The sequence below is a fragment of the Nitratireductor soli genome (genome assembly GCF_001050155.1).
Lineage (GTDB): Bacteria > Pseudomonadota > Alphaproteobacteria > Rhizobiales > Rhizobiaceae > Nitratireductor > Nitratireductor soli.
This window is the reverse complement of the sequence record NZ_LFVY01000005.1, coordinates 294,249-316,397: the sequence shown is the minus strand read 5'-3', so window position 1 is coordinate 316,397 and position 22,149 is coordinate 294,249. Positions and strand designations below refer to the sequence as shown.

Genomic DNA, 22,149 nt, shown 5'->3' with positions numbered 1-22,149 from the left:
CCGGTGCGCATCCGGTTCCCGTGAGAGCGGCCTTATGTAGCAAAGGCACCAAGCTGTTAAGGCCATCGGAAGGCGGTTGGAAATGAAGTTGTCTAGAGTCTTGGCTGCTATCTCAGCAGTGCTATGTGGCGCTATTCCCGCTTTGCTCCAGGAAGATGGGAGGGATAGCTATGAGCTTCACCGGCTCTTGGAGCCAGACCATGCCTGTTTTGCCTGTCGACAAGATCCAGAAGTGAAACGCCTCACTAATCTCGGTTTTGAACACGTCCTTATAAGAAACGGTGACGACCAGCATTACAGACGCGTTCACGTTAGGAATGGCGGGACTCATTCCTCCCATGAAAGGATTCTCTGTAAAGGCGGTGTCATAGATGTAGGGTTCCATGCCCGGAGCGATATCTCCCGGGGCATGCATGACGCGCACAATATCTCCTTGAAGGAGCCTATTCACATCGGCCGCGACACCAAGTGCTACGGTGACAATTACCCCTCTAGCTGGAGATTGTCCCGTGTTCCTGATGGCGAAGCGCGGAACCATCTTTCCATCATTGAAGCGAATGGTGCATTCGCCTACGGTGACGTAGGCTCTGACTTGAGCCTCGCCTATGCGGGTGGTTTCGGACACAGCATCGCGGGCGGCACCAGTGGCCCTTCTAGCTTCATCGACCGCATCCGAAGCGGATTCAGCAGCAGCTCTCGTGTAGAGCAGAGTACGCCAGATGAAGAACACACCCACGAAGGTAAGAACAACCGAGGCGAACGAAGCCACAGTCATGAGCAGCGCCCAGAAAGCCATGTCCTCTTGGGCTTGCAAGTCGCGACTGTTGTGCTCCTCCTCCCTATCGAGTTGGCTATGGTCTATTTTGGGTACCAACTCGCGAATAGCGGATTCAACGCCCTTGATCGCGGGGAGAAGGCTCGCGGGATAATCTCGTTCTGGCTCGGACTGTGTTTGGCTTTGTCGTCCGCTTTCGAACTGTCCGTGTTGTGGCTCTGGTACGGTTTGGGCCGTGGGTGGAGTGACTTGTTGCGCCAGGGATGGTGACAGTATTAGTCCAAACGCAATTGCTGCGATCCAATAGCTTCTAAACATTGAAGGAGATAAGCCGCCGTGAATTTCCCCCGAGACAGCTTATTACGGATATTCACCTCCTTCTCGTCAACTCCTAATTGCGCCAGCTTGTCCACGAGTTGCGCATAAGTCACGCCCTTCCGCTTCAACTCGGCTTTCAGGAGGTTTGCCGCCAGCGCTTCATAATCCGTTTTTTGAGTCATACGTATCGCCTTTGCAGGGAAAAGTATCGTTTTCGATACATATGCCCTTGTACTTAGTACGTCAACGTACTGTATCCATTACATAGGTAATGGAAACGATGACAAATGGCGCAGCATTTTCTCCTTTCGGCACAAGCCCGCACTCTCTCCCTGAAAGCTATCTACAAGGGCGGCGAGGAAACGGCTTATGAGACCTTCCGCAAGCTGCGCTGGAGCGAGACCCATGGCGAGCCGGTTTGCCCGAAGTGCGGTTGCCTCGACCATTACGACATTCCGACCCGTCGCAAGTTCAAGTGCGCCGCTTGCCATGCTCAATTCAGCGTTACCGGCGGCACGATGTTTGCCTCGCGCAAGCTTTCCTTCACCGACCTTCTGGCGGCGATCTGCCTTTTCGTGAACGGCGCTAAGGGCATGTCGGCGGTCCAGTTCAGCCGCGATCTGGACGTGCAGTATAAGACCGCTTTCGTTCTGGCGCACAAGCTTCGCGAGGCGCTTGCTGCCGAGACGGTCACGGAAATGCTGGACGGCGAAGTTGAGATCGACGGCGCATACTTCGGGGGGCACGTCCGCCCGGAGAACCGCAAGGAAGACCGCATAGACCGCCGCAAGAAGGTCAACCAGTCAGACCGCCGCCGCGTTGTGGTCGCCCTTCGCCAGCGTGGCGGGCGCACCCTGTCATTCGTGCGGCAGAGCGAAGCCGATGGTGTTGAGATCGCCCGCGCTCGCATGGTTGCGAACGCCAAGCTGTTTGCTGACGAGGCGACGCATTGGGATGCGCTGGAAATCCAGTTTGAAACGGGCCGCATCAATCACAGCGAAGCCTACAGTGATTTTAACGGCAAGCATACGAATTGGGTTGAAAGCAATTTCTCGCGCCTGCGTCGCATGGTCGGCGGTCAGCACCACCACGTTTCGCACCAGTACCTGTACCAGTATGCAAACCATGCCGCTTGGCTGGAAGATCACCGGCGTCGTTCAAATGGTGGCAATGCATTCGCACTGCTCGGCGGCGCGCTCAATCATCCTGTTTCGCGGGTGTGGGCGGGGTATTGGCAGCGGGCAGCTTGACCTCGTATGCCAGAAGTGGCATATTCCACCGTACTGTCATTTATGCTTCGCCTCAAGCTATGAGGCTCTTACCAAGGGAGACAGACCGATGAAAATATTAACCCAACCATGGTTTGAACAGGAGTGGCGGGAACGTGAAGGACGCATTCTTTTTAGGCTCATCGCTTGATGAAATTCGTGAGTTTCCAAAAGAAATCAGACAGGAAATAGGGTTTGCAATTGAAACGGCGCAACTTGGAGGTAAGGCAATCAATGTCGTACCGCTAGTAGGATTCAAGGGCGCTGGTGTGCTTGAGATTTTCTCAGATTGTGACGGGGACACCTTTCGAGCGGTCTATACCGTGCATTTTGGAGAAACCGTTTATGTACTTCATGCGTTTAAGAAGAAGTCGACCAGGGGAATTGCCACCCCGAAAAAGGAAATGAACCTGGTGCGCTCTCGATTGAAGGTCGCACAAGAGCATTATCGAAGTGAAAAAGAAGAACGAGTGCCGGAGCGAAGGAATGTCAGAACGAAGGGTTGACGAGATCCAAATCATCAAGAGTTCTGGGAACATCTATGCCGACCTTGGCGTCAATCTGGATGTCAAAGACGAGCTTAAGAATGCTATCGCTCGTGAGATTTGCGCTCTTATTGAAGAACGCAACCTTACACAAAAGGACGTGGCAAAAATTCTCGGAACTGACCAAGCAAAGATATCGAACATCACAAGAGGTCGATTGTCCGGATTTAGTGTTGACCGGTTGGTGAACTTCCTCACCGATTTGGGCTACAACATCGATATTCACTTTAACCGCACTCAACAGCAGCGCGGACGCGTTATTGTGCATCCCCCTGTGGCGGCGGTGGGCTAGCCCGCCGTTCCCAACTCAAATTCCCCTTCGCATCCGCTACAAAAGCCGCCAGATGCAGCCGGATTGTGCGTTCTCATAGTCCGCACGGTCGCTCGCCTTCAACTTCGACAGCGCACGGCTCACCTTATCCTTAAGCGCCTTCTGAAAGCGGTTGTCGTCGCTCTCCCATCCCTTATCGCGGGATATGAGAAGCGCAATATCACGCGCCTGTAGACCGTCCGGATTGTCCCGCAAATGGCCTACGACAAGCCGCCCAAGCTCCTTTCGATGGAATAGGCCAGACGTGCAGGATTTGCGCACCGGCAAAGCATCCTCGTTGATATAGCCCATCACCTTTAAGGCCGCGTCCAGATGCTTCAAGTCGGCGCGGAGCTTTTCGACTTGGCTATCCAAGTGGAGAACTTCGCCAGCGATTTCCGAGCGCCGGCGAAGCAATGCGTGTATTCTAGGGTCGTGTTCCATGCCCGGATTTTATGGGAACCCGCTCCATTTGAGCAGATGCTTAGTTGGTGCTTTTGCTACATAAGGCCGCGTGAGAGCGATGGGAGGATGATGGCACAGCCTGGCAGGGCGGGGAGAAACCGCGCGCCAGAAAAGCGCCGGGGCTTGCGGGGCCTACTGCATAATTCCTTGAATCGGAATCGATTTGAGGAAAAAAATATGCAGCATTTCAAAGTGTTACAGCGTCCTTTGCGCGTCTGAAAGGACGCGCGGCGCTGTAGGGTCAGGACCCATGCAAAGACGCGGCTTGTCCCCGCAAGCCGGACACGCGCTCATGCTGGAGCGTGCTCTTTCCTGTTCAGGCGCTTTGCGTGAAGAGCTGGCTCAGGTCCGGCAGGTCCGTCGCGCCGCCGATACGGGTGACGGCCTCGGCGCCGCAGCGGTTGCCGGCGCGCAGGCAGCGCTCGACCGGCTGGCCGGAAAGCCAGGCATCGACGAAGCCGGCATTGAAGGCATCGCCCGCGCCGGTGGAATCGATCACCTCGACCGGGCGCGCCTTGACGAAGACGGCGCCCTCGGCGTTGAGCGCCACCGAACCCTGCGCGCCGCGCTTGACCACGGTCAGCGGCGCCGGCGGTGGGGCCCTTTCGGCAATACCCAGCCGGTCGGCCTCTGTTTCGTTGGGCAGGAAGACGTCGACGGAGGCGATCAGCGCGGCAAGATCGTCGCGCGCCAGAACCGCATCGTCCCACGAGCAGTCGAGCGAGATGGTCAGCCCGGCCGAGCGCGCCAGCGGCACGAGCGAGGGGGCTTCGACCAGCGTCGCCAGCTCGCCGATATGCAGATGGGCAAAGCCGCCATCGGCCAGGACGGCGGCGAAGGATGCCGGGACGGCAGGGCCGGAGCGGCGGGTGAGAAAGGCGCGTTCGGCGCCGGCGGCCATCGCCACGGTGATTTGCGGATCAGCCCCGTCGGGCGAGGGTTCCGAGGCGGAAAGATCGACGCCGCTCGCTTCGAGCTCGCTCTTCAAGGCGGCGGCGAAGGGGCCGGATGGCAGCGCCGAGGCAAGCGTGACCGGCCGGCCGAGCGCCGCCAGATAGGCGGCCGTGATGAAGGCGCCGCCGCCCGGCTTGATCGACAGCCCGCCGGCGAACACTTCCTCGCCGAGCGTCGGCATTTTCGGCAGGCCGGTGAAGATCAGATCGCAATAGAGCCTGCCGACACTCAGAACGCGGCCGGAACGGTCGCTTGGCGTCACGGCAATGCCTCCCCGCTCTTCGCGTCGAACAGGTGCATTTCGCCGGCGTTGGCCGTCAGCGCGACGGTCTGGCCGACTTTCGGCGGCTCGCGGCCAGAGGCCTTGGCGATCAGCTCGTGGCCGTTGACGCCGACATAGACGAGCGTGTCGGCGCCGAGCGGCTCGACCACAGCGACCTGGCCCGACAGGAAACCCTTCTTGTTCGTCACCACCAGATCGTCTGGGCGCAGGCCGAGCACCACATTCGCGCCCTCGGCGGCGGTGCGTGCCGGCAGGGGCACGGTGAGCCCATCGGCCAGCCTGACGCCGCCGCCGGTCCAGGTGCCGGGCAGCATGTTCATCGACGGCGCGCCGATGAACTGGGCGACAAAAATGTTCGCCGGCTTGTGATAGACCTCGAGCGGCGTGCCGACCTGCTGGATATGGCCATCCTTCATGATGACGATGCGGTCGGCCATGGTCATCGCCTCGACCTGGTCGTGGGTGACGAAGACGATGGTGTTGCCGACGCGCTGGTGCAGTTTCTTGATCTCCAGCCGCATCTGCGTGCGCAATTGCGCGTCGAGGTTCGACAAGGGTTCGTCGAACAGGAAGACGGCGGGATCGCGCACCATGGCGCGGCCGATGGCGACGCGCTGGCGCTGGCCGCCGGAAAGCTGGTTGGGACGGCGCTCCAGCAGATCGCTCATGCCGAGGATGGCCGCCACCTCGTCGATGCGCTTGTCCTTGCCGGCCTTCGGCAGTTTCGAGGTTCGAAGCCCGAAGCCGATGTTCTTGCGCACCGACATGTGCGGGTAGATGGCGTAGTTCTGGAACACCATGGCGATGTCGCGGTCCTTCGGCTCCAGATTGTTGACCAGGCGTTCGCCGATGTGGATCTCGCCGCCGGTGATGTCCTCCAGCCCGGCGATCATGCGCAGCGTGGTGGATTTGCCGCAGCCGGACGGGCCGACGAAGACGACGAATTCGCCATCCGCCACATCGAGGCTGATGCCGTGCAGCACCTCGACCTTGCCGTAGGATTTGACGAGATTGCGGATGGACAAGGTGGCCAAGGGTCTACTCCTGGAGAAGGGCGTCGAAGGCGGCCTCGAGCGCGGCCTCGGCACCGGCGGCGCGGGCGATGCCGGCGGCCTGTTGTTCTGAAAGGGCGGCAAGCGCTGCGCGGTACGCGGCGAGCGCCTCGTCCATCGCGTGCGGGCCGGGGCCACCGAAACGCTCGCGCACCGCGACGAAATGGCGGGCGCTGACGGCTTCGGCATAGGCGGGTTCGCCAAGCGCGCTGTCGCGGCCGGCGAGATCGCGGAAGGCCGCAGCGAAGGCCGCGTAGCCTTCGCCGAGTGGCCTGTGCGCAGCGATGACCGAGCGCGCGGTGGCCGCGGCGATTTCATGCGCCTGGCGGAAGGACAGGTTTTCGCGGCGCACCAGCGTGTCGGCGAGCTCGGTGACGGTGATGCAGGCGGCATCGATGTTCTTCGCCACGCGCGCATCGTCGATGGAGACGGCGCTGACGAGGGCGGCAAGCAGGTCGAGCACGCGGCCGCCGCTGGCGAAGGCGGCGTAGCCGGCCACCTGCACCTCGCCCTCGCTGTCGTTCATGTCGGTGAAGGGCGTGTTGTGCATGGTGTTGACGATGGCGTCGGCGCGGCCTGAGGTCATCGAGGCGAGGTGGCGCAGATGCTCGATCGGCACCGGGTTGCGCTTCTGCGGCATGATCGAGGAGATCTGCACCAGGCTGCCCGGCACGTGCAATTGGCCGATCTCGAAGGCGGACCAGAACTGCATGTCCTGGATGAGGCGGCCGAGATGCAGGAAGGTGAGCTTGATCGCCGTGTAGAAGCCGGTGACGTAATCGACCGAGGCGATGCAGCCGTAGGAATTGCGCAAGGGGCCGGCAAAGCCGAGCAACTCTGCCATGCGCTGCCGGTCGATCGGGAAGCCGCTGGTGGTGATGGCGGCGGCGCCCATCGGACAGTGGTCGATGTTGGCGCGCGCCGCCTGCAGGCGCTCGATGTCGCGCAACAGCACCTCGACGGCCGCCGCCAGATAATGGCCGAAGGTGGAGGGCTGCGCCGGCTGGCCGTGCGTGTAGGCGACGATCAGCGTGTCGCGCTCGGCTTGCGCCTTGGCGATCAGGGCATCGGCGAGCGCCTGGGCCTTGCCGATCAGCGTGTCGGCGTGGCGCTTCAGGGTGAGCTTGAAGACCGTGTGGTCCATGTCGTTGCGCGAGCGGGCCGTGTGCAGCATGCCGCCGAGGTCCGGCCCGAGGCGCTTTTTCAGCTCGGCCTCGACCAGGAAGAAATAGTCTTCCACGTCTCCGGTGTAGGTCAGCGCGGAAACGTCGACGGTCTTGTCGATGTCGGCCAGCGCGGCGGCGATCAGGCGGCTGTCCTCGGGCTTGAGGATGCCGGTTTCCGCCAGCATGACGAGATGGGCGCGGTTGATGGCGCGGAAGGCGGAGACGTAGTGGGCCTTGACGCCCTCGAACAGCGGCGCCAGCACCGTGTCCTTGTAGACGGGATGGGGGAATGTGTCGTTCATTGTCATTCTTTCACGTCACCCCTTCAGGCCGGCCATGACGACGCCGCGGATGATGAAGCGCTGGAAGACCAGGAAGACCACCAGCGTCGGCAGGGTGGAGATGGCCGCGCCCGTCATGATCAGCTCCCAGGCGACATCCACCTCGTCGCCGAAGCTGGAGAGGCCGACGGGCAGCGTGTACATGTCGGCCGAATTGGTGACGATGAGCGGCCAGATGAAGGCGGTCCAATTGCCGAGGAAGACGAAGATGGCGAGGGCTGCCAGCGCCGGGCGCACGAGCGGCATCGCCACCTGCCACCAGATCTGGAACTCGTTCAGCCCGTCGATGCGCGCTGCCTCGAGGAAATCGTCGGGCACGGTCTCGAAGAACTGCTTCATCAGGAAGGTGCCGAAGGCGGTCATCATGCCGGGGAACATGATGCCCCAATAGCTGTCGAGCCAGCCAAAACTCTTGCTCATCAGATACCACGGGATGACCAGCATCTCGGTCGGGATCATCAGGGTCGACAGGATGGCGATGAAGACGATGTAGCGGCCGGGAAACTTGAACTTGCACAGCGCGTAGCCGACCAGCGCGTCGAAGAAGACGGCCGAGACGGTGGTCAGGATGGCGATGATCAGCGAATTCCAGAACCAGTGATAGAAGCGGCCGTCCTCGAGCACATAGGTGTAGTTCTCGATGGTCGGCTCTTCGGGGATGAGGTTGAGATTGTAGACCTCGAAGGGGAATTTGAGCGACGTCGACAGCATGAAGACGATCGGCATGATCATCAGGATGCCGCCACCGAAAAGCAGCGCCCAGCGGATGAACTGGCCCATATTGCGCCGCGAGGTGCGCGAGGAGCCGGAAAACAGCGCGTCGGTGGACGGCTTGACGCTTATGTCTTGAACGCTCATGTCAGCGATCCCTCAACAGACGCAGCTGGATCAGGCTGACGATCAAAAGGATGGTGAACAGCACCACGGTCTGCGCCGCGGCATAGCCCATGTTGAAGCCGTTGAAGGCCGTGTCGTAGATCAACAGCACCAGCGGCTTGGTGGAATTCAGCGGGCCGCCGGGATTGTTGGTGGTCATGTTGTAGACCTGGTCGAAGATCCGCAGGAAGCCGATCGACGAGAACACGACGAGGAAGACGACGGTCGGCTTCAAGAGCGGGATCGTGATCTCGCTCAGCACCGTCCAGCTCGACACGCCGTCGATGCGCGCCGCCTCGTAATAGCTTTGCGGAATGGCGCGCAGGCCGGCCATGAAGATGATCACCTGGAAGCCGAGGCCGGCCCAGATGGCCGGCGCCAGCACCGAGGGCAGGGCGTTGGTGGTCGAGCTCAGGAACTCGATCTGGCCAAAGCCGAGCGTCGCCAGGAAATTGTTGAACACGCCGATCGGCACCGGCTGGTAGAACCAGCGCCAGACCCAGGCCATGGCCACCGCGCTGGTCATGAAGGGGATGAAATACAAGGCCCGGATCGTGCCGTGCATGAAGCGCACCTTGTCCAGGTGGTAGGCGATGATGAAGGACAGGACGAGGCTGACCGGCGTGCCGAGGATCAGATAGAGGAAGGTGTTGCGGAACACTTTCCAGAACACCGGATCGTTGTAGAGGCGGACGTAATTGTCGAAGCCGGTGAAAGAGCGCGCGCCAAGCAGGTTCCACTCCTGGAACGACAGGACGAAGGCGTTTGCCGTCGGATAAAAGCGGATGACGACATAGAAAAGGACCGGCAGGGCGAGGAAGGTCCAGGCCCAGGCGATCTGCTTCTGCGAGATGGTGAGATTTTGATAGAAGCGCATTGCCCCGTCCTGCATGTGGTTGGGCGTCCGGGCGAACCCGGACGCCCCGCCGCTTACTTCTTGTAGTATCCGTCGAGGATCTTCTGTTCCGCCGTGGCGGCCTCGGCGACGCTTTCATCCATCGCCTGCCCCTGCAGTTCGACGCGCTGCATCATGTCGACCATCGCCTGGCGCTGGCCGCTCTCATCGGCGAAGACGGTCGTCCTGGCGTATTCCAGCCCCTTGATGAAGGGTCCGTAGACGGGATCGTTGATGTTCTTCTCGGTCATTGCCGCCGACGGCTTGGCCGGCAGTTCTCCGACCGTTTCCAGCCAGATCTGCATCGCCTCGTCCGTGGTCAGGTATTCCATGAACTTGACGGCGGCGGCGAGTTTCTCGCCTTCGGCCTTCGAGGTGATGGCGTTGACCCAATAGGAGGCGTAGTTGGACTTGGTGCCGTCCGGGCCGGCCGGCAGTTCGGCGACGCCCCATTTCAGCCCGCGCACGCTTTCCAGCGCGCCGATGCGGAACGAGCCGTCGATGTGCATGCCGGCGCGTCCGGCCTTGAAGGCGGCCTGCGGCTCATCCATGAACGAGGCCTTGGTGACGCCGTGCTTGGCCTGCAAATCGTTGTAGAAGTTGAACGCCTTGAGGCCCGCTTCGTTGTTGTAGTTGACGGTCTTGTAGTCGTCCAGATAGGGCTCGCCGCCATATTGGCGGATCAGCACTTCGCGGATCCAGTGATGGTCCTGCGCGGTCATGCCGGTGGTCAGGCCGACGGCGGTCAGGTTTCCGGCGCCGTCCTTCTGGGTGAGTTTCTGCGCCATCTCGACCAGTTCGTCGAGGTTTGCCGGCGGGTGATCGATGCCGGCATCGTCGAACATGCGCTGATTGTAGAACAGCGCCAGCGAGCGCACGGCGGTCGGCAGGGCCCAGTAATTGTCGCCCATGCGCATGGCCTTGACCATCGGGAAGAAGTCTTCCTCGATCTTCGCCGGCGGGAAGGCGTCGGCCGGCAGCGGCTGGATCAGCTTCGCCTCGACATAGTCGTTCAGCCAGCCATAGAACAATTGCACCACGTCCGGCCCCTGACCAGCGGGAATGGCGGCGGCCACCTTGGTGCGGTAGGCGTCGTAGGGGAAGTGGGTCATCTTGACCGTGATGTCGGGATTGGCGGTCTCGAAATTCTCGATCAGCTTCTCCATGGCGGTGATGCGCGCCTCGAAGAAATACTGCCAGTACTCGATCTCGACGGCCGAGGCGGTCGTCGCGGAGGCGGCCGTCAGCGCAGCGGTCGCCGCGCCGAGCATGAACGTGCGAAAACTGTTCATCAATTTCATTGCATTCGCTCCCTGATAAACCGCAACGCGTGGGCGCGCGTCCGGCGCACCTCTATCGACCCGCTTGCGGCAACATTCACCCTCTGTCCGGTTTCTTGCTTTGGGCATCCGACAGAATTTTCGACGTTTAACTCAATCAAGTTGAATATTCAAGTTAGTTGAATTAATAGGCAGATCATGAAGTTCACAACGCCACGCCGCATCGTCGGGTCGAACGCCGAACGCACGCGCCTGCACAATCGGCAGGTGGTGCTTGGCCATGTGCGCGAGCAGCAGCCGGTCGGCCGTGCCGAGCTTGCGCGCATTTCCGGCCTGTCGACGCAGGCGGTCAGCAACATCATTGCCGAACTGGCCGAGGATGGTTTTCTGGTCGAAGCGGGACGGCAGGTGGCCGGGCGCGGCCTGCCGGCGCTGCAATACCGGTTGAACGGCGATGGGGCGGCCGCGCTCGGCATCGAAGTGCGCCCCGATGCCATGTTCGGCGCCTTGGTCAATCTGGAAGGCGAGACGCTGTTCACGACGCGCGTCGCGCTGAGCGACAATTCGCCGGCCACCGTGGCGCATGTGGCGCGCGCCATCAGCGCCGGCGCCGTATCGGGCCACATTTCGGGCCAGCAGCTTCTCGGCGCCGGCGTGGTGATGCCGGGTCCCTTCGGCAATGTCGGCATTTCCGGTGCCGGCCAGTCTGTCCTGCAGGGCTGGGAGGGGGTCGATTCGGTCGCCCTGTTCGAGGAAGCGCTCGGCATGGCGGTGATCGTCGAGAACGACGCCACGGCGGCGGCGGTCGCCGAGCGCGTGCGCGGCGTCGCCTCCGGCCTGCGCACCTTCTGCTTTGTCTATTTCGGTGCCGGCCTTGGCCTGGGCGTGATGGCCGATGGCGAGGTGCAGCGCGGCGCCTTCGGCAATGCCGGCGAAATCGGCCATGTGGTGATGACGCCCGGCGGACGCCCGTGCGCCTGCGGCAACAAGGGATGTCTCGAAACCTATGCCAGCCGCATCGCCGCGCGGGCGCAACTCGCCCTGGCAGGGATCGCCGTCAACAGCGCCAGCGACATAGAGCAGCTCTACGAGGCCGGCGACCCGCACCTGATGGCCTGGCTGGACGAGGCGGCGGGGCCGCTGTCGCAGGCCATCGGCATGATCGAGAACCTGTTCGATCCCGAGACGGTGATCCTCGGCGGGGCGATGCCCGACGCCGTTCTCGATCACCTGATTTCCGCGCTCAGCCTGCCCGGCGGCTCCGTCGCCGTGCGGCCGGGGCGCGACACGCCGCGCGTCTTGCGTGGCGCCTGCGGCCGGTTGACCGCGGCGCTGGGCGGCGCGGCGCTGGTCATTCACGACGCCGTCACCCCGCGCATCGCCGAGAGAACTTGATACACTGGGAGGTTTGAAATGCCCGTTTCCGATCAGGAACGCATTGCCGCGCAAGCGCGCAATCCGCGCATCGTGCGTCTGTGGCGTGCGCTGGCGCCGCTCAAATCCTGCGTCTCCTTCATGAACACGGGCGCTCATCCCGATGACGAGACCTCCGAGATGCTGGCTGCGCTCGCCTTTCGCGACGGGCTTTCATTGTCCTATGCCTGCTCGACACGCGGCGAGGGCGGGCAGAACGACATCGGCACGGAGGTGACGCATGATCTGGGCGTCGTGCGCACCGCCGAGATGGAGCGGGCGGCCGATGTGCTCAACCTCAACCTCTACTGGCTGTCGGAAACGCCCGACGATGCGATCTTCGATTTCGGCTTTTCCAAGAGCGGGATCGAAACGCTCGGCAAATGGGGGAGCAGGCGGACGCTGAAGCGGTTCGTCGAGATCATCCGCACCGAGCGGCCCGACATCATCTGCCCGACCTTCCTGAACATTCCCGGCCAGCACGGCCATCACCGCGCCATGACCGAAATGGCGCATGACGTGCTCGACGCGGCCGCCGACGCGAAATTCCCCGATGTCGACCTGCCGGTCTGGCGGGTGAAAAAACTCTATCTGCCGGCCTGGTCGGGTGCGGGCGACGCCTATGACGACGACCTGCCGCCACCCAACGCGACGCTGACGGTGGAGGCGAGCGGCGAGGACGAGGTGACGGGCTGGAGCTGGGCGCAGATCGGCGAACAGTCGCGCGCCTTTCACCGCACGCAGGGCATGGGACGCTGGGTGCCGCATGGGACACGGAAGGACTGGCCGCTGCATCTGGTGCGCTCCGAGGTCGCCGGGCAGGGTCGTCCCGACAATCATCTGACCGACGGCTTGCCGGCGCGGCTTGCCGACCTGGCGGATTTCGCCGGCGCGCCCGAGATCGAAGCGCATCTGGCCGCAGCCCAGAGCGCATGCGATGCGGCGCGGGCGGCCTTTCCCGATGCGGCAGGAGTGGCGCGCCAGGCCGCCGCCGCGCTGAAGGCCGTGCGCGCGGCGCGCGATGCCTGCCCGCAGCGGGCGAAGGGCGAGGTGCAGCACCGGCTTGCCGCCAAGGAGACGCAGCTGTCGCATGTGATGCGCATCGCCAGCGGCGTCGAGCTGCGCGCGGCCCTCGACCGCGACGCGTTGCGGCCCGGCGAGGATGCCGCGCTGACGGTCGAGACGGCGGGCGCGGTGGCCGAAGCCGCGCCGGTGCTGCCCGGCGGCTGGCATTTCGCCGACGGCAGGATTCAGGTGGCGGACGACGCCGCGCCGACCGATCCCTATCCGGCGCATTATCGCCCGGGCATGGCGCGCCTGCCGGCCATGCGCGTCGGCGTGACGGTCGACGGCGTTTCGGCCGAAACGCTGCTGCCGCTGGAAACGGCGCCGGTGGTCCTGCCGGCGCGCTCGGCGACGCTGGCGCCGGACCGGGCGTTGATCAACACCGCCGCAGCGGGACGCGCCATCGATCTTGTCCTGACGGATGCGTTTCCGGCCGCGGCAAACCCATCGCTCGATCTGCCGGATGGCTGGCGCGCCACGGCGACGGCGACCGGTCTGCGCGTGACGGTGGCGCGGGACGTGGCGCCCGGCCTCTACCGGCTGCCGCTCCGGCTCGACGGCGCGCCGGCCATGACCGTGCATCGCATCGCCTACCCGCATATCGGCGCCAGGGCGCGTGCCTTCCCGGCCGAGCTTGCCGTGCGCGTGCTCGACGTGGCGCTGCCCGAGGCCCGCATCGGCTATGTGGGCGGCGGCAACGACCGGGTCGGCCATTGGCTGAAGGCGCTCGGCCTCGACGTGACCGATGTGGCCGACGGTGCGTTGACGGCGGAAGGCCTGCAAGGTTTCGACACGCTGCTGGTCGGCATTTTCGCCATGCGCACGCGCCCGGCGCTGAAGGCGGCGATGCCGCTCGTGCGCGACTGGGTGGAGGCGGGCGGCAATCTGGTGACGCTGTACCACCGGCCCTGGGACGCCTGGGAGCCTGAAACCGTGCCGCCGCGCCGGCTGGAGATCGGCAAGCCGTCGCTGCGCTGGCGCGTGACCGACGAGAATGCAAAGGTGACGCATCTTGTGCCGGACCATCCGCTGCTCAATACGCCCAACCGCATCACCGGCGACGACTGGAAGGACTGGCACAAGGAGCGCGGGCTTTACTTCGCCAAGAGCTGGGACGCGGCCTACGCGCCGCTGCTGTCCATGGCCGATCCGGACGAGGCGCCGCATGAGGGAGCCTTGCTGTCGGCCGCGATCGGCAAGGGGCGGCACAGCCATGTGGCGCTGATCCTGCATCACCAGATGGAGAAGCTTGTGCCGGGCGGCTTCCGGCTGATGGCCAATCTCCTGGCGAAACCGTGAGCCAGGGGGCCTCGGCCAGGGACAACATCCGCGCCGGCCTGTGGCTGATGGCGGATATGGGCCTCAACATCTGGGCCATATCCATCGTCAAGGCGCTGGGCGCGGGATACCCGGCGTGGCAGATGGTCTTCCTGCGCGCGCTGACCGGGTTCGTGCTGATCCTGCCGTGGCTGGCGCGCCAGCGCCACGTGCTGGCCCGCATCGACCGTGTTGGGCTGCATCTCTTCCGCGTCGCGCTGTCGGCCGTCGCGCTGACCGGCGGCTTCTACGCCGTGGCGCATCTGCCGCTGGCCTTCTACATGACGATGAATTTTACCCGGCCCGTGGTGCTGGTGGCGCTGTCGGCGCTGATCCTGCGCGAGGCAGTGTCGGGTTCGCGCTGGCTGGCGGCCGGCCTCGGGCTGGTCGGCGCCTTCATCGCCGCCAGTCCGGGCAACGTGCCGTGGACACCGGCGCTTCTGGCAGCACTCGCCGCCGTGCTGGCGGGCACCGGGGCGATCATCGTCACGCGGCAATTGAAGGGCACGCCGCCGGTGGTGATGATGCTGTTCTACACGGGCGGGCTGGCGCTCATCACCGCCTGGCCGGCCCTGTCGGGCTGGCAGGAGGTGGCGGCCGGGCACTGGCCGTTCCTGCTGGCGGTCGGCGTCTTTTCGCAGGCGGCGCAGTTCTGCTTCCTGCGCGCCCACTGGCTGGGCGATGCGGGCTTTCTCGGGCCGCTCGGCTATGCGAGCCTGATCCTGTCGGGCCTGGTCGGCTATGTCTTCTTTTCCGAGGTGCCGAGCCTGAACACCGTCATCGGCGCGGCGATCATCGTCGCCGCGACGGGTTTTCTGACTTATCGGACGGCGCGGGTGCGAAACCACGCCGCCTCGGGAAGCTGATCGGCTTTCAGTCCGGATCGGCGCCTTCGGCGATCGGCTCGTCGGCGATCTTCGGCCGGAAGTAACGGCCGACGATGAGCGGCAGGACGAAGCCGAGGATGGCGAAGGTCCACAGGCCGATCGACAGCCATGAATTGAACAGCATCGTCCAGTCGCCATCATGGATGGTCATGGCGCGGCGCAGATTCTTCTCCATCTGGTCGCCGAGGAGCACGCCGAGGATGATCGGCACCAGCGGCACGTCGAGCTTGCGCAGGACCCAGCCGATCACGCCGAAGGCGATCATCACCATCAGGTCGAAGGTCGAGCCGGAGATGCCGTAGATGCCGACGAAGGAGATCATCGCCACGGCCGGCATCAGATAGCGCGTCGGGACCAGCAGCACGCGCACGAACAGCGACACCATGGGCAGGTTCATGACCAGGAGCATCAGATTGCCGATGAACAGCGCGGCGATCAGGCCCCAGACCACGTCGGGATTCTGCTGGAACAGCAGGGGACCCGGCGTGATGTTGAGCGCCAGCAGCATGGCGAGCAGCACGGCGGTGGTGCCCGAACCCGGCACGCCGAGCGCCAGCATCGGCACGAGCGCGCCGCCGGCCGCCGCATTGTTGCCGGCCTCGGGTGCCGCCACGCCGCGCGGGTCGCCCTTGCCGAACGTGCCGTTGCGGTCGGAGAGGCGCTTTTCGAACGTGTAGGAGATGAACGAGCCGAGCGAGGCGCCGGCACCGGGCAGCACGCCGGCGATGAAGCCGAGGATCGTCGAGCGGCCCATGGCCGGCAGCGTCTGGCGCACCGTCTTCCAGGGCGGAACGATGCGGCCGATCTTCACCGCCTTGTCGTCGGCGGCCCCGCCGGCGCGGTGTTCGAGGAAGATGAACACCTCCGACAGGGCGAACAGGCCGACAATGGCGACCAGGAAGTCGATGCCGTCATACAGATGCACCTCGCCGAAGGAGAAGCGCGGCACGCCGGTCTGCCCGTCGACGCCGATGGTGGCGATGCCCAGCCCCAGCGCGGCGGCGAGGGCGGCCTTGGCCTGGTTGCGGCTGGCGATGCCGCCGAGCGTGGCGAATGCCAGCACGAACAGGGCGAAATATTCGGCCGGGCCGAACAGCAGCGCCACCTTGACGAGCTGCGGGGCAAGGAAGACCAGGCCCCAGGTGGCGAAGAAGGCGCCGACGAAGGAGGCGAGGCCGGAAATGGCCAGCGCCTCGCCGGCCTTGCCGGCGCGCGCCATGGGATAGCCGTCGAGCGTCGTCATCAGCGCCGGTTCGTCGCCTGGAATGTTGAGCAGGATCGACGAGATGCGCCCGCCATACATGGCGCCGTAATAGACGCTGGTCAGAAGGATCAGCGCCGGCGTCGCCGGCAGGCCGAGCGTGAAGGCGAGCGGGATGAGGATTGCCACGCCGTTGGAGGGACCGAGGCCGGGCAGGGCGCCGATGATGGTGCCGAGGAAGCAGCCGATCAGCGCTAGGAACAGGTTCTGCCAGGTGAGCGCGACGGCGAAACCGTCAGCCAGTGAAGCGAGTGTGTCCATGATCTGCCTCCCGGCTCAAAAGCCCCACGGGCCGCGCGCCAGCGACAGCCCGAGGACGAGATGGAAAATGACATAGATGCCGATGGCGATGAGAACGCCGGCGATGACGGCCGAAAGCGGCGCCGCGCCGAGGCGCCAGGACAGATAGGCGGCGGCGATCGCCGTGCAGGCGACGAAGCCGTATTCCTTGAGGAAGAAGGCGTAGGCGACCATCACCGCCACCGCCATGCCGATCTCGAACAGGCGCGGAAAGGCCGGCCATTCCGGTTCCGTGTCCGGTTTCAGGACGACGATGGCGCTGGCCACGGCAAGCACGATGCCGATCATGTATGGAAAGACTTTCGGTCCGAACGGATCGGAGATGAAGCTGAGTTCGATCCGGGTCGCCTGCCAGATATAGAAGGCGGCGAGCAGCAGGCCGAAAACGCCGAATATGCGGTCGCTCATGACGGCATCGTTCCCCTGTTTGCGCTTGATGCAATGCGGGCCTGCGGGATGCTCCGGCAGGCCCGATCGGCGACGTGGCGTGCTACTTCACGATGCCGATCTGCTTCGACAGGTCGGTGATGGAATCGATGGATTCCTTGACGAAGGCCTGGAACGCGTCGCCCTGCAGGTCGAGCGGCGCAATGCCGTTCGCGGCCATGATCGCCTTCCATTCGTCGGAGGCGTAGACCTTGCCGATGGCCTCGACCCAGTAATTGTAGGCGTCGTCGGACATGTCGCCGGGCGCGTAGAAGCCGCGCCAGTTGGCGCCGACCACGTCGAGGCCCTGTTCCCTGGCGGTCGGGAAGGAAGCGAAATCGCCCTCCAGACGCTCCGGCGCCAAGACGGCGATGACCTTGATGTCGCCCGAATCGACGAAACCCTTGGCTTCAGAAGCGTCGCCCGTGAAGGCCTGGACGGAGCCGGCCAGGAGCTGGGTGACGGCTTCGCCGCCGCCGTCGAAGGCGACGTATTTGACCTGGCGGACATCCTCGACGCCCGCCTTGCTGGCAGCGACAAGCACCTTCAGATGGTCCCATCCGCCGACGGCCGAACCGCCGGCGACCGACACGGAGGACGGATCATTCTTGATCATGTCCATCAGTTCGGGGAGCGTGGTGATGGGCGAATCCTTGGCCACGGCGATGATGCCGTAATCGGCGCCGACGGAGCCGATCCAGCGCACCTGATCCATGGTGTTGCCCGGGAAGGCGCCCTGCGCCAGCCGGGTGGCCGTGGCCGAGGAGGCGGCGACGATCAGATTGTTGTCGTCCTTGCGCTTGCTGACGACTTCCGCATAGGCCACGCCGCCGCCGCCGCCGGCGACGTTGGTGACCTGCATGGAGCCTGGCACGAGCTTGAGGTCCTGCAGGGTCTTGCCGACCTGGCGGCAGGTGAAGTCCCAGCCGCCGCCGGGCGCCGCCGGCGAGATGCACTCGGTCTTGCCCGGATCGAAGGCGAAGGCGGAAAGGCTGGATGCGACGGTAAAGACGGCCGCGAGGCCGATCAGCTTCTTCATGAGATTTCCTCCACTCGAGCGATCCTGTCCTCAAGACGGCCGGACCCGCTCTCCAATGTTCATTCTACCGCATTTCCTCCCAGAAGGCCCGTTCGGATATCCCGGCCGGGTCGCGGCAGCGCCAATGACTTGTTCTCTTGGCTGAGGCGAGCCTATAGGGTGAGCCTGTCAACAAGCTGTCATAGTGCGGGAAAATGCATTTTCTGATCGTCGAGGACACGCGCGATGTCGCCGAAGCCATCGAACGAAGGCTGGAGAAGGCCGGTCACGTCAGCGATCGCGCCGAGACGCTGGAGGACGCCGCCCATTTCGCCGCCATGGCCAGCCACGACCTGATCATCCTCGACATCAACCTGCCGGACGGCTCGGGCATCGCCTTCCTGAAACGCCTGCGGGCGGAGGGAAACCGCGTGCCGGTGCTGGTGCTGACGGCGCGGCTTGCGGTCAATGACAAGATCGACGCGCTCGATCTGGGCGCCGACGACTACATGATCAAGCCGTTCGACCTGGGCGAGCTGGAGGCGCGCATTCGCGCCATCATCCGCCGCCGCAGCGGCGAGGCGGACCGGACCCTGAGCGTTGGACTGCTGACCTTCGACATGGCGGCGCGCAGCGTCCTGATCGACGGGCGGCCGTGCGAATTGACGCGCCGCGAACAGACGCTGCTGGAGATTTTTCTCACCAATCGCGGCCGCGTGCTCGACAAGGAGGATTTGCTCGTCCGCCTGTTCGGCCATGACGGCGAGAAAAACCCCAACGCGGTCGAACTCTATGTCGGACGGCTGCGCCGCAAGATCGAGGGTTCGGGCCTGGAGATCAGGACCCTGCGCGGGCTGGGCTACCAGGCGGTCATCGCCGAGACGGAGGCGTGATGCGCGGCATTGCCGGCGAGCCGGCCGGCCAGCGCAGCCTGTCCATCGCTTATCGCCTGGCGATCGCCTTGACGCTGGTCCTGGCGCTGGCGGTGGCGGCGACCATCTACGCCGCCTATGGCTATGGCAGGCGGGCCGCCAACGAGGCGTTCGACCGGCTGTTGCAGGGTGCGGCCCTGCAGATCGCCGAGCGCATCTTCGTCATCGAGGGCGAAATCCGCGTCGACATTCCCGTCTCCGCCTTCGAGCTCCTCTCGCTGGCCAAGGACGAACGGGTATTTTATCGCGTGGCGACGCCGGATGGCACGACGCTGACCGGCTACGACACCTTTCCATTGCCCGAGGGCGACACCATCCCCGAGAATGGCCTGACCTATGAGACGCAATATGGCGGCGAGCGCGTGCGGGCGCTGGTCATGCTGCGCCGGCTGGCCGAACGCGCCGTCAGCGGCGACATCTACATTGTCGTCGCCCACACCATGGTCAGCCGCGCCCAGCTCGCCCGCAGCGTCGCCGCACAAGCCGTGACGGTGATCGCCGGCGCGGGGCTTGCCATCCTGATCCTCGCTTTGCTTGCCATGCGCTACGCCTTGCGCCCGCTGGAACGGATCCAGACGGCGATCCTCGAGCGCGATCCGCTCGACCTGTCGCCGTTTTCCATGCAGGCGCCGCACGAGGTTTCGGCGCTGGTGACGGCGATCAACCGCTTCATGGGCCGGCTCGACCGGCGTGTGCGCGCCATGCAGGACTACGTGGCCGATTCCGCCCATCAGATCCGCACCTCCATCACGGCGCTGCGCGCCCACAGCGAACTGGCGCTCGACGAGGACGATCCGCAGCGGCTGAAAGTGCTGCACAAGCGCATCCGCAGCCGCGCCATCGGCTTGAACCGGCTGACCGATCAGCTTCTGAGCCACGCGCTGGTCACCCACCGGGCCGACACGGCGCCGCTGACGCCGCTCGACCTGCGCCGGGTCGCCGTCGATGCCGAGCGCGAATTCGGCCAGCTCTCCGGCAACAGCAAGGCGCGCATCCGGCTCGATCTGCCGGAAGAGCCGGTGATGGTCGCCGGCGACGCCTTCAGCCTGCGCGAGGCGGTGAAGAATCTCCTGAACAACGCCCAGGCGCACGGCAAGGCGCCGGTCCGGATGTCGGTCCGCGCGATGCCTGGCGGGCGGGCGTCGGTCGACGTGACGGACGCCGGCACCGGCCTGCCGGTGCGCAACGCCGCCGAGGTCGGCCGGCGCTTCGCCATCGATCCGAACAAACCCGAAAGCGCCGGCCTTGGCCTCGCCATCGTCCGCGAAGTGGCCGAGTTCCACGACGGCCAGATTCGCCTGGAGCGCGGCGAGGGCACGTTCGGCATCGGTCTCGACCTACCTCTGGTTCCACCGGAAAATGAAGCGTCATGAAGAGCTTGATGGGATTTGTTTGCGTTCTGCTGGTCGCCCTATCGGCCGATCGGGCGCTGGCTGAAGACACCGTTTTTCCGGCCCCGGGCAACAAGTCCGAGGCGCTGGTGATCGGCAGCGTGACCGACCTCGCCTTCATCGAACCGCTGATCAGCGCGTTCCAGCGCGCCAATCCATCGACCGAGGTGACCTACCGGCAAATGACCAGCCTCGACCTCTATGCGGCGGCGGCGAAGGCCTGCGCGGCGGGCGAATTCTTCGCCGACGCGGTGATCTCGTCGGCCATTCCCGAACAGGTGCGGCTGGTCAATGACGGCTGCTCCGACCCGTTCCGCTTCGCGCTGCCCGACGACCTGCCGGACTGGGCCTCATGGCGCAACGAACTGGCCGGGCTGACCTTCGAGCCGGCGGTGATCGTCTACGACCGGCAGGGGCTCGATCCTGCCGAAGTGCCGCGCAACCGCTTCGAACTCGTCGACCTGCTGCGCCAGACGGACCGTTTTCGCGGCCGCATCGGCACCTATGACATCGAGGATTCCGGCGTCGGCTACCTTTTCGCCTTTGAGGATTCCGAGCAGGCCTCCACCTGGGGCCGCCTGCTGGAAAGCCTCGGCCAGAACCGGGCGCAGCTCTATTGCTGCAGCTCCGACGTTATCGACGGCGTCGCATCGGGGCGGCTGGTGCTCGGCTACAACGTGCTTGGCTCCTACGCCCTGGCGCGCCAGGTGGAGGATCCGCGCATCGGCATCGTTTTCCCGTCCGATTACACGCTGGCCCTGTCGCGCGCCGCGCTTGTCTCGCGCCATGCCCGCAACAAGCAGGCCGCCAACGCGCTGCTTGCCCTGGCGCTGTCCGACACCGGCCAGCGCATCCTTTCGGGGCCATCCATGCTTTTTTCATCGCTGAACGGCCCGGCCATGCTGGAGCAGGCCGGCAACGGCATCGGCCGGCAGGCCGGCGAGGCCGCATTCCGGCCGATCGCCCTGTCGCCGGCGCTGCTGGTCGAGCTCGACCAGGCCAAGCGCAAGGCGTTTCTCGACCAGTGGCGCAAATCGTTCCAGGCCGGCGGCGGGTAGTTCTACAGTTGCGATTTGGAGTAGCGCTCCTTCGCGCCCCCCTCTGCCCTGCCGGGCATCTCCCCCTCGAGGGGGGAGATTATCTCTTCATCGATGTTTCGCCTGATTTTTCAAGGTCGCGAAGATTGGTGAAATCGGCCATGACAGCCAATCTCCCCACCGGAGGGGGAGATGCCCGGCAGGGCAGAGGGGGGCGCGAAGGGACGCCGCGGTAAATCGCAAGTACAATGATAGGGATCAGCCGCCTTCGCCGGGAACGCAGATGATGTGGGCGTCGGCAGAGCGCCAGCGAATGTCGCGCAGGTCGCGGTACTCGTCCGAATGATACCAGGCGAGCGCCTTCTCCTTATCCGGGAACTTCACGACGACGACCCGCTCATAGGGCGCGTCACCCTCGAGTGCCGTGATGTCGCCTGTGCGCACCAGATATTCGCCGCCATAGGCGTGGACGCTTTCGGGCGCATCGGCCATGTAGCCGGCCATGGCCGGACGGTCGCTGATCGAAACACGTGAAATGATGTAGGCGGTCATGCTTCCCTCCCTTGCCGGCCAT

Annotated in this window: 22 protein-coding genes; 9 read left to right on the top strand and 13 right to left on the bottom strand. The window is 64.3% G+C overall.

The window, feature by feature from the left end:
* Positions 1-121: 121 nt before the first annotated feature.
* On the bottom strand, positions 122-796 hold the full coding sequence (locus tag AB843_RS08620) for a hypothetical protein (protein WP_048646377.1): 675 nt from the start codon (positions 794-796) through the stop codon (positions 122-124).
* Between the two features lie 254 nt (positions 797-1,050).
* Positions 1,051-1,275, bottom strand: coding sequence for a DUF6471 domain-containing protein (locus tag AB843_RS08610; RefSeq protein ID WP_048646375.1), 225 nt, complete (start codon positions 1,273-1,275; stop codon positions 1,051-1,053).
* Positions 1,276-1,380: 105 nt separating this feature from the next.
* Between AB843_RS08610 and AB843_RS08605 the strand changes: the two genes are divergently transcribed.
* The 3 genes from AB843_RS08605 (at position 1,381) to AB843_RS08600 (ending at position 3,198) form a co-directional block, all read left to right on the top strand.
* Positions 1,381-2,343, top strand: coding sequence for an IS1595 family transposase (locus AB843_RS08605; RefSeq protein WP_048646374.1), 963 nt, complete (start codon positions 1,381-1,383; stop codon positions 2,341-2,343).
* A gap of 134 nt (positions 2,344-2,477) precedes the next feature.
* The gene (locus AB843_RS24910) at positions 2,478-2,867 is read left to right on the top strand and encodes a type II toxin-antitoxin system RelE/ParE family toxin (RefSeq protein WP_082143719.1); all 390 of its coding nucleotides are present in this window, start codon (positions 2,478-2,480) and stop codon (positions 2,865-2,867) included.
* Entirely contained in the window at positions 2,848-3,198 is a 351-nt protein-coding gene (locus AB843_RS08600; RefSeq protein WP_082143718.1) for a helix-turn-helix domain-containing protein, read from the top strand. Before AB843_RS24910 ends, AB843_RS08600 begins: the two co-directional genes overlap by 20 nt.
* A gap of 36 nt (positions 3,199-3,234) precedes the next feature.
* Here AB843_RS08600 and AB843_RS08595 read toward each other — a convergent pair whose 3' ends face one another.
* The 7 genes from AB843_RS08595 to AB843_RS08565 all read right to left on the bottom strand — a co-directional run bounded on the left by AB843_RS08595 (position 3,235) and on the right by AB843_RS08565 (position 10,549).
* Complete coding sequence (locus tag AB843_RS08595; protein ID WP_048646373.1) at positions 3,235-3,660, bottom strand: hypothetical protein; 426 nt, start codon at positions 3,658-3,660, stop codon at positions 3,235-3,237.
* 337 nt (positions 3,661-3,997) lie between these two features.
* Positions 3,998-4,897, bottom strand: coding sequence for a carbohydrate kinase family protein (locus tag AB843_RS08590; RefSeq protein ID WP_048646372.1), 900 nt, complete (start codon positions 4,895-4,897; stop codon positions 3,998-4,000).
* Positions 4,894-5,952, bottom strand: coding sequence for an ABC transporter ATP-binding protein (locus tag AB843_RS08585; RefSeq protein ID WP_048646371.1), 1,059 nt, complete (start codon positions 5,950-5,952; stop codon positions 4,894-4,896). Before AB843_RS08585 ends, AB843_RS08590 begins: the two co-directional genes overlap by 4 nt.
* Before the next feature lie 4 nt (positions 5,953-5,956).
* Positions 5,957-7,444 (bottom strand): argininosuccinate lyase, encoded by a 1,488-nt coding sequence (gene argH / locus AB843_RS08580; RefSeq protein ID WP_048646370.1) that lies wholly within the window; start codon positions 7,442-7,444, stop codon positions 5,957-5,959.
* Between the two features lie 9 nt (positions 7,445-7,453).
* Complete coding sequence (locus tag AB843_RS08575; RefSeq protein ID WP_206412833.1) at positions 7,454-8,257, bottom strand: carbohydrate ABC transporter permease; 804 nt, start codon at positions 8,255-8,257, stop codon at positions 7,454-7,456.
* A gap of 79 nt (positions 8,258-8,336) precedes the next feature.
* The gene (locus tag AB843_RS08570; protein ID WP_048646368.1) at positions 8,337-9,230 is read right to left on the bottom strand and encodes a carbohydrate ABC transporter permease; all 894 of its coding nucleotides are present in this window, start codon (positions 9,228-9,230) and stop codon (positions 8,337-8,339) included.
* Positions 9,231-9,283: 53 nt separating this feature from the next.
* On the bottom strand, positions 9,284-10,549 hold the full coding sequence (locus tag AB843_RS08565) for a sugar ABC transporter substrate-binding protein (protein WP_206412822.1): 1,266 nt from the start codon (positions 10,547-10,549) through the stop codon (positions 9,284-9,286).
* 177 nt (positions 10,550-10,726) lie between these two features.
* Between AB843_RS08565 and AB843_RS08560 the strand changes: the two genes are divergently transcribed.
* The 3 genes from AB843_RS08560 to AB843_RS08550 are packed head-to-tail and all read left to right on the top strand — an operon-like array spanning position 10,727 to position 15,189.
* A complete protein-coding gene (locus AB843_RS08560; protein ID WP_048646367.1) occupies positions 10,727-11,923 on the top strand; it encodes an ROK family transcriptional regulator in 1,197 nt (398 codons plus the stop codon).
* 18 nt (positions 11,924-11,941) lie between these two features.
* Positions 11,942-14,305 (top strand): PIG-L family deacetylase, encoded by a 2,364-nt coding sequence (locus AB843_RS08555; RefSeq protein ID WP_048646366.1) that lies wholly within the window; start codon positions 11,942-11,944, stop codon positions 14,303-14,305.
* Positions 14,302-15,189: a DMT family transporter gene (locus tag AB843_RS08550; RefSeq protein WP_048646365.1), complete on the top strand. Its 888-nt coding sequence runs from the start codon at positions 14,302-14,304 to the stop codon at positions 15,187-15,189. The genes AB843_RS08555 and AB843_RS08550 overlap by 4 nt, the downstream gene beginning before the upstream one ends.
* Positions 15,190-15,196: 7 nt before the next feature.
* Here the strand turns inward: AB843_RS08550 and AB843_RS08545 are convergent, their stop codons facing one another.
* From AB843_RS08545 to AB843_RS08535, 3 genes are all read right to left on the bottom strand, one after another.
* On the bottom strand, positions 15,197-16,732 hold the full coding sequence (locus AB843_RS08545; RefSeq protein ID WP_048646364.1) for a tripartite tricarboxylate transporter permease: 1,536 nt from the start codon (positions 16,730-16,732) through the stop codon (positions 15,197-15,199).
* 15 nt (positions 16,733-16,747) lie between these two features.
* Entirely contained in the window at positions 16,748-17,179 is a 432-nt protein-coding gene (locus AB843_RS08540) for a tripartite tricarboxylate transporter TctB family protein (protein WP_048646363.1), read from the bottom strand.
* Between the two features lie 82 nt (positions 17,180-17,261).
* Positions 17,262-18,236, bottom strand: a complete 975-nt coding sequence (locus AB843_RS08535) for a Bug family tripartite tricarboxylate transporter substrate binding protein (RefSeq protein ID WP_048646362.1) — start codon at positions 18,234-18,236, stop codon at positions 17,262-17,264.
* Positions 18,237-18,430: 194 nt separating this feature from the next.
* Here AB843_RS08535 and AB843_RS08530 point away from each other — a divergent pair, with 194 nt between their 5' ends.
* From AB843_RS08530 to AB843_RS08520, 3 genes are read left to right on the top strand one after another with little or no spacing between them, the layout of a single operon-like run.
* Positions 18,431-19,108: a response regulator transcription factor gene (locus AB843_RS08530; RefSeq protein ID WP_048646361.1), complete on the top strand. Its 678-nt coding sequence runs from the start codon at positions 18,431-18,433 to the stop codon at positions 19,106-19,108.
* Positions 19,108-20,520, top strand: coding sequence for a sensor histidine kinase (locus tag AB843_RS08525; protein WP_048646360.1), 1,413 nt, complete (start codon positions 19,108-19,110; stop codon positions 20,518-20,520). Before AB843_RS08530 ends, AB843_RS08525 begins: the two co-directional genes overlap by 1 nt.
* 8 nt (positions 20,521-20,528) lie before the next feature.
* The gene (locus tag AB843_RS08520) at positions 20,529-21,596 is read left to right on the top strand and encodes an ABC transporter substrate-binding protein (protein ID WP_244467928.1); all 1,068 of its coding nucleotides are present in this window, start codon (positions 20,529-20,531) and stop codon (positions 21,594-21,596) included.
* A gap of 237 nt (positions 21,597-21,833) precedes the next feature.
* Here AB843_RS08520 and AB843_RS08515 read toward each other — a convergent pair whose 3' ends face one another.
* Positions 21,834-22,127 (bottom strand): DUF1330 domain-containing protein, encoded by a 294-nt coding sequence (locus AB843_RS08515; RefSeq protein ID WP_048646358.1) that lies wholly within the window; start codon positions 22,125-22,127, stop codon positions 21,834-21,836.
* Positions 22,128-22,149 lie beyond the last annotated feature (22 nt).

Excerpts from the sequence above, each read along its gene's own strand:
- AB843_RS08620 (WP_048646377.1), bottom strand. The coding sequence starts at position 796 with ATGGCTTTCTGGGCGCTGCTCATGACTGTGGCTTCGTTCGCCTCGGTT.
- AB843_RS08610 (WP_048646375.1), bottom strand. The coding sequence starts at position 1,275 with ATGACTCAAAAAACGGATTATGAAGCGCTGGCGGCAAACCTCCTGAAA.
- AB843_RS08605 (WP_048646374.1), top strand. The coding sequence starts at position 1,381 with ATGGCGCAGCATTTTCTCCTTTCGGCACAAGCCCGCACTCTCTCCCTG.
- AB843_RS08600 (WP_082143718.1), top strand. The coding sequence starts at position 2,848 with ATGTCAGAACGAAGGGTTGACGAGATCCAAATCATCAAGAGTTCTGGG.
- AB843_RS08595 (WP_048646373.1), bottom strand. The coding sequence starts at position 3,660 with ATGGAACACGACCCTAGAATACACGCATTGCTTCGCCGGCGCTCGGAA.
- argH (WP_048646370.1), bottom strand. The coding sequence starts at position 7,444 with ATGACAATGAACGACACATTCCCCCATCCCGTCTACAAGGACACGGTG.
- AB843_RS08575 (WP_206412833.1), bottom strand. The coding sequence starts at position 8,257 with ATGGGCCAGTTCATCCGCTGGGCGCTGCTTTTCGGTGGCGGCATCCTG.
- AB843_RS08570 (WP_048646368.1), bottom strand. The coding sequence starts at position 9,230 with ATGCGCTTCTATCAAAATCTCACCATCTCGCAGAAGCAGATCGCCTGG.
- AB843_RS08565 (WP_206412822.1), bottom strand. The coding sequence starts at position 10,549 with ATGAAATTGATGAACAGTTTTCGCACGTTCATGCTCGGCGCGGCGACC.
- AB843_RS08560 (WP_048646367.1), top strand. The coding sequence starts at position 10,727 with ATGAAGTTCACAACGCCACGCCGCATCGTCGGGTCGAACGCCGAACGC.
- AB843_RS08555 (WP_048646366.1), top strand. The coding sequence starts at position 11,942 with ATGCCCGTTTCCGATCAGGAACGCATTGCCGCGCAAGCGCGCAATCCG.
- AB843_RS08545 (WP_048646364.1), bottom strand. The coding sequence starts at position 16,732 with ATGGACACACTCGCTTCACTGGCTGACGGTTTCGCCGTCGCGCTCACC.
- AB843_RS08540 (WP_048646363.1), bottom strand. The coding sequence starts at position 17,179 with ATGAGCGACCGCATATTCGGCGTTTTCGGCCTGCTGCTCGCCGCCTTC.
- AB843_RS08535 (WP_048646362.1), bottom strand. The coding sequence starts at position 18,236 with ATGAAGAAGCTGATCGGCCTCGCGGCCGTCTTTACCGTCGCATCCAGC.
- AB843_RS08530 (WP_048646361.1), top strand. The coding sequence starts at position 18,431 with ATGCATTTTCTGATCGTCGAGGACACGCGCGATGTCGCCGAAGCCATC.
- AB843_RS08525 (WP_048646360.1), top strand. The coding sequence starts at position 19,108 with ATGCGCGGCATTGCCGGCGAGCCGGCCGGCCAGCGCAGCCTGTCCATC.
- AB843_RS08520 (WP_244467928.1), top strand. The coding sequence starts at position 20,529 with ATGGGATTTGTTTGCGTTCTGCTGGTCGCCCTATCGGCCGATCGGGCG.
- AB843_RS08515 (WP_048646358.1), bottom strand. The coding sequence starts at position 22,127 with ATGACCGCCTACATCATTTCACGTGTTTCGATCAGCGACCGTCCGGCC.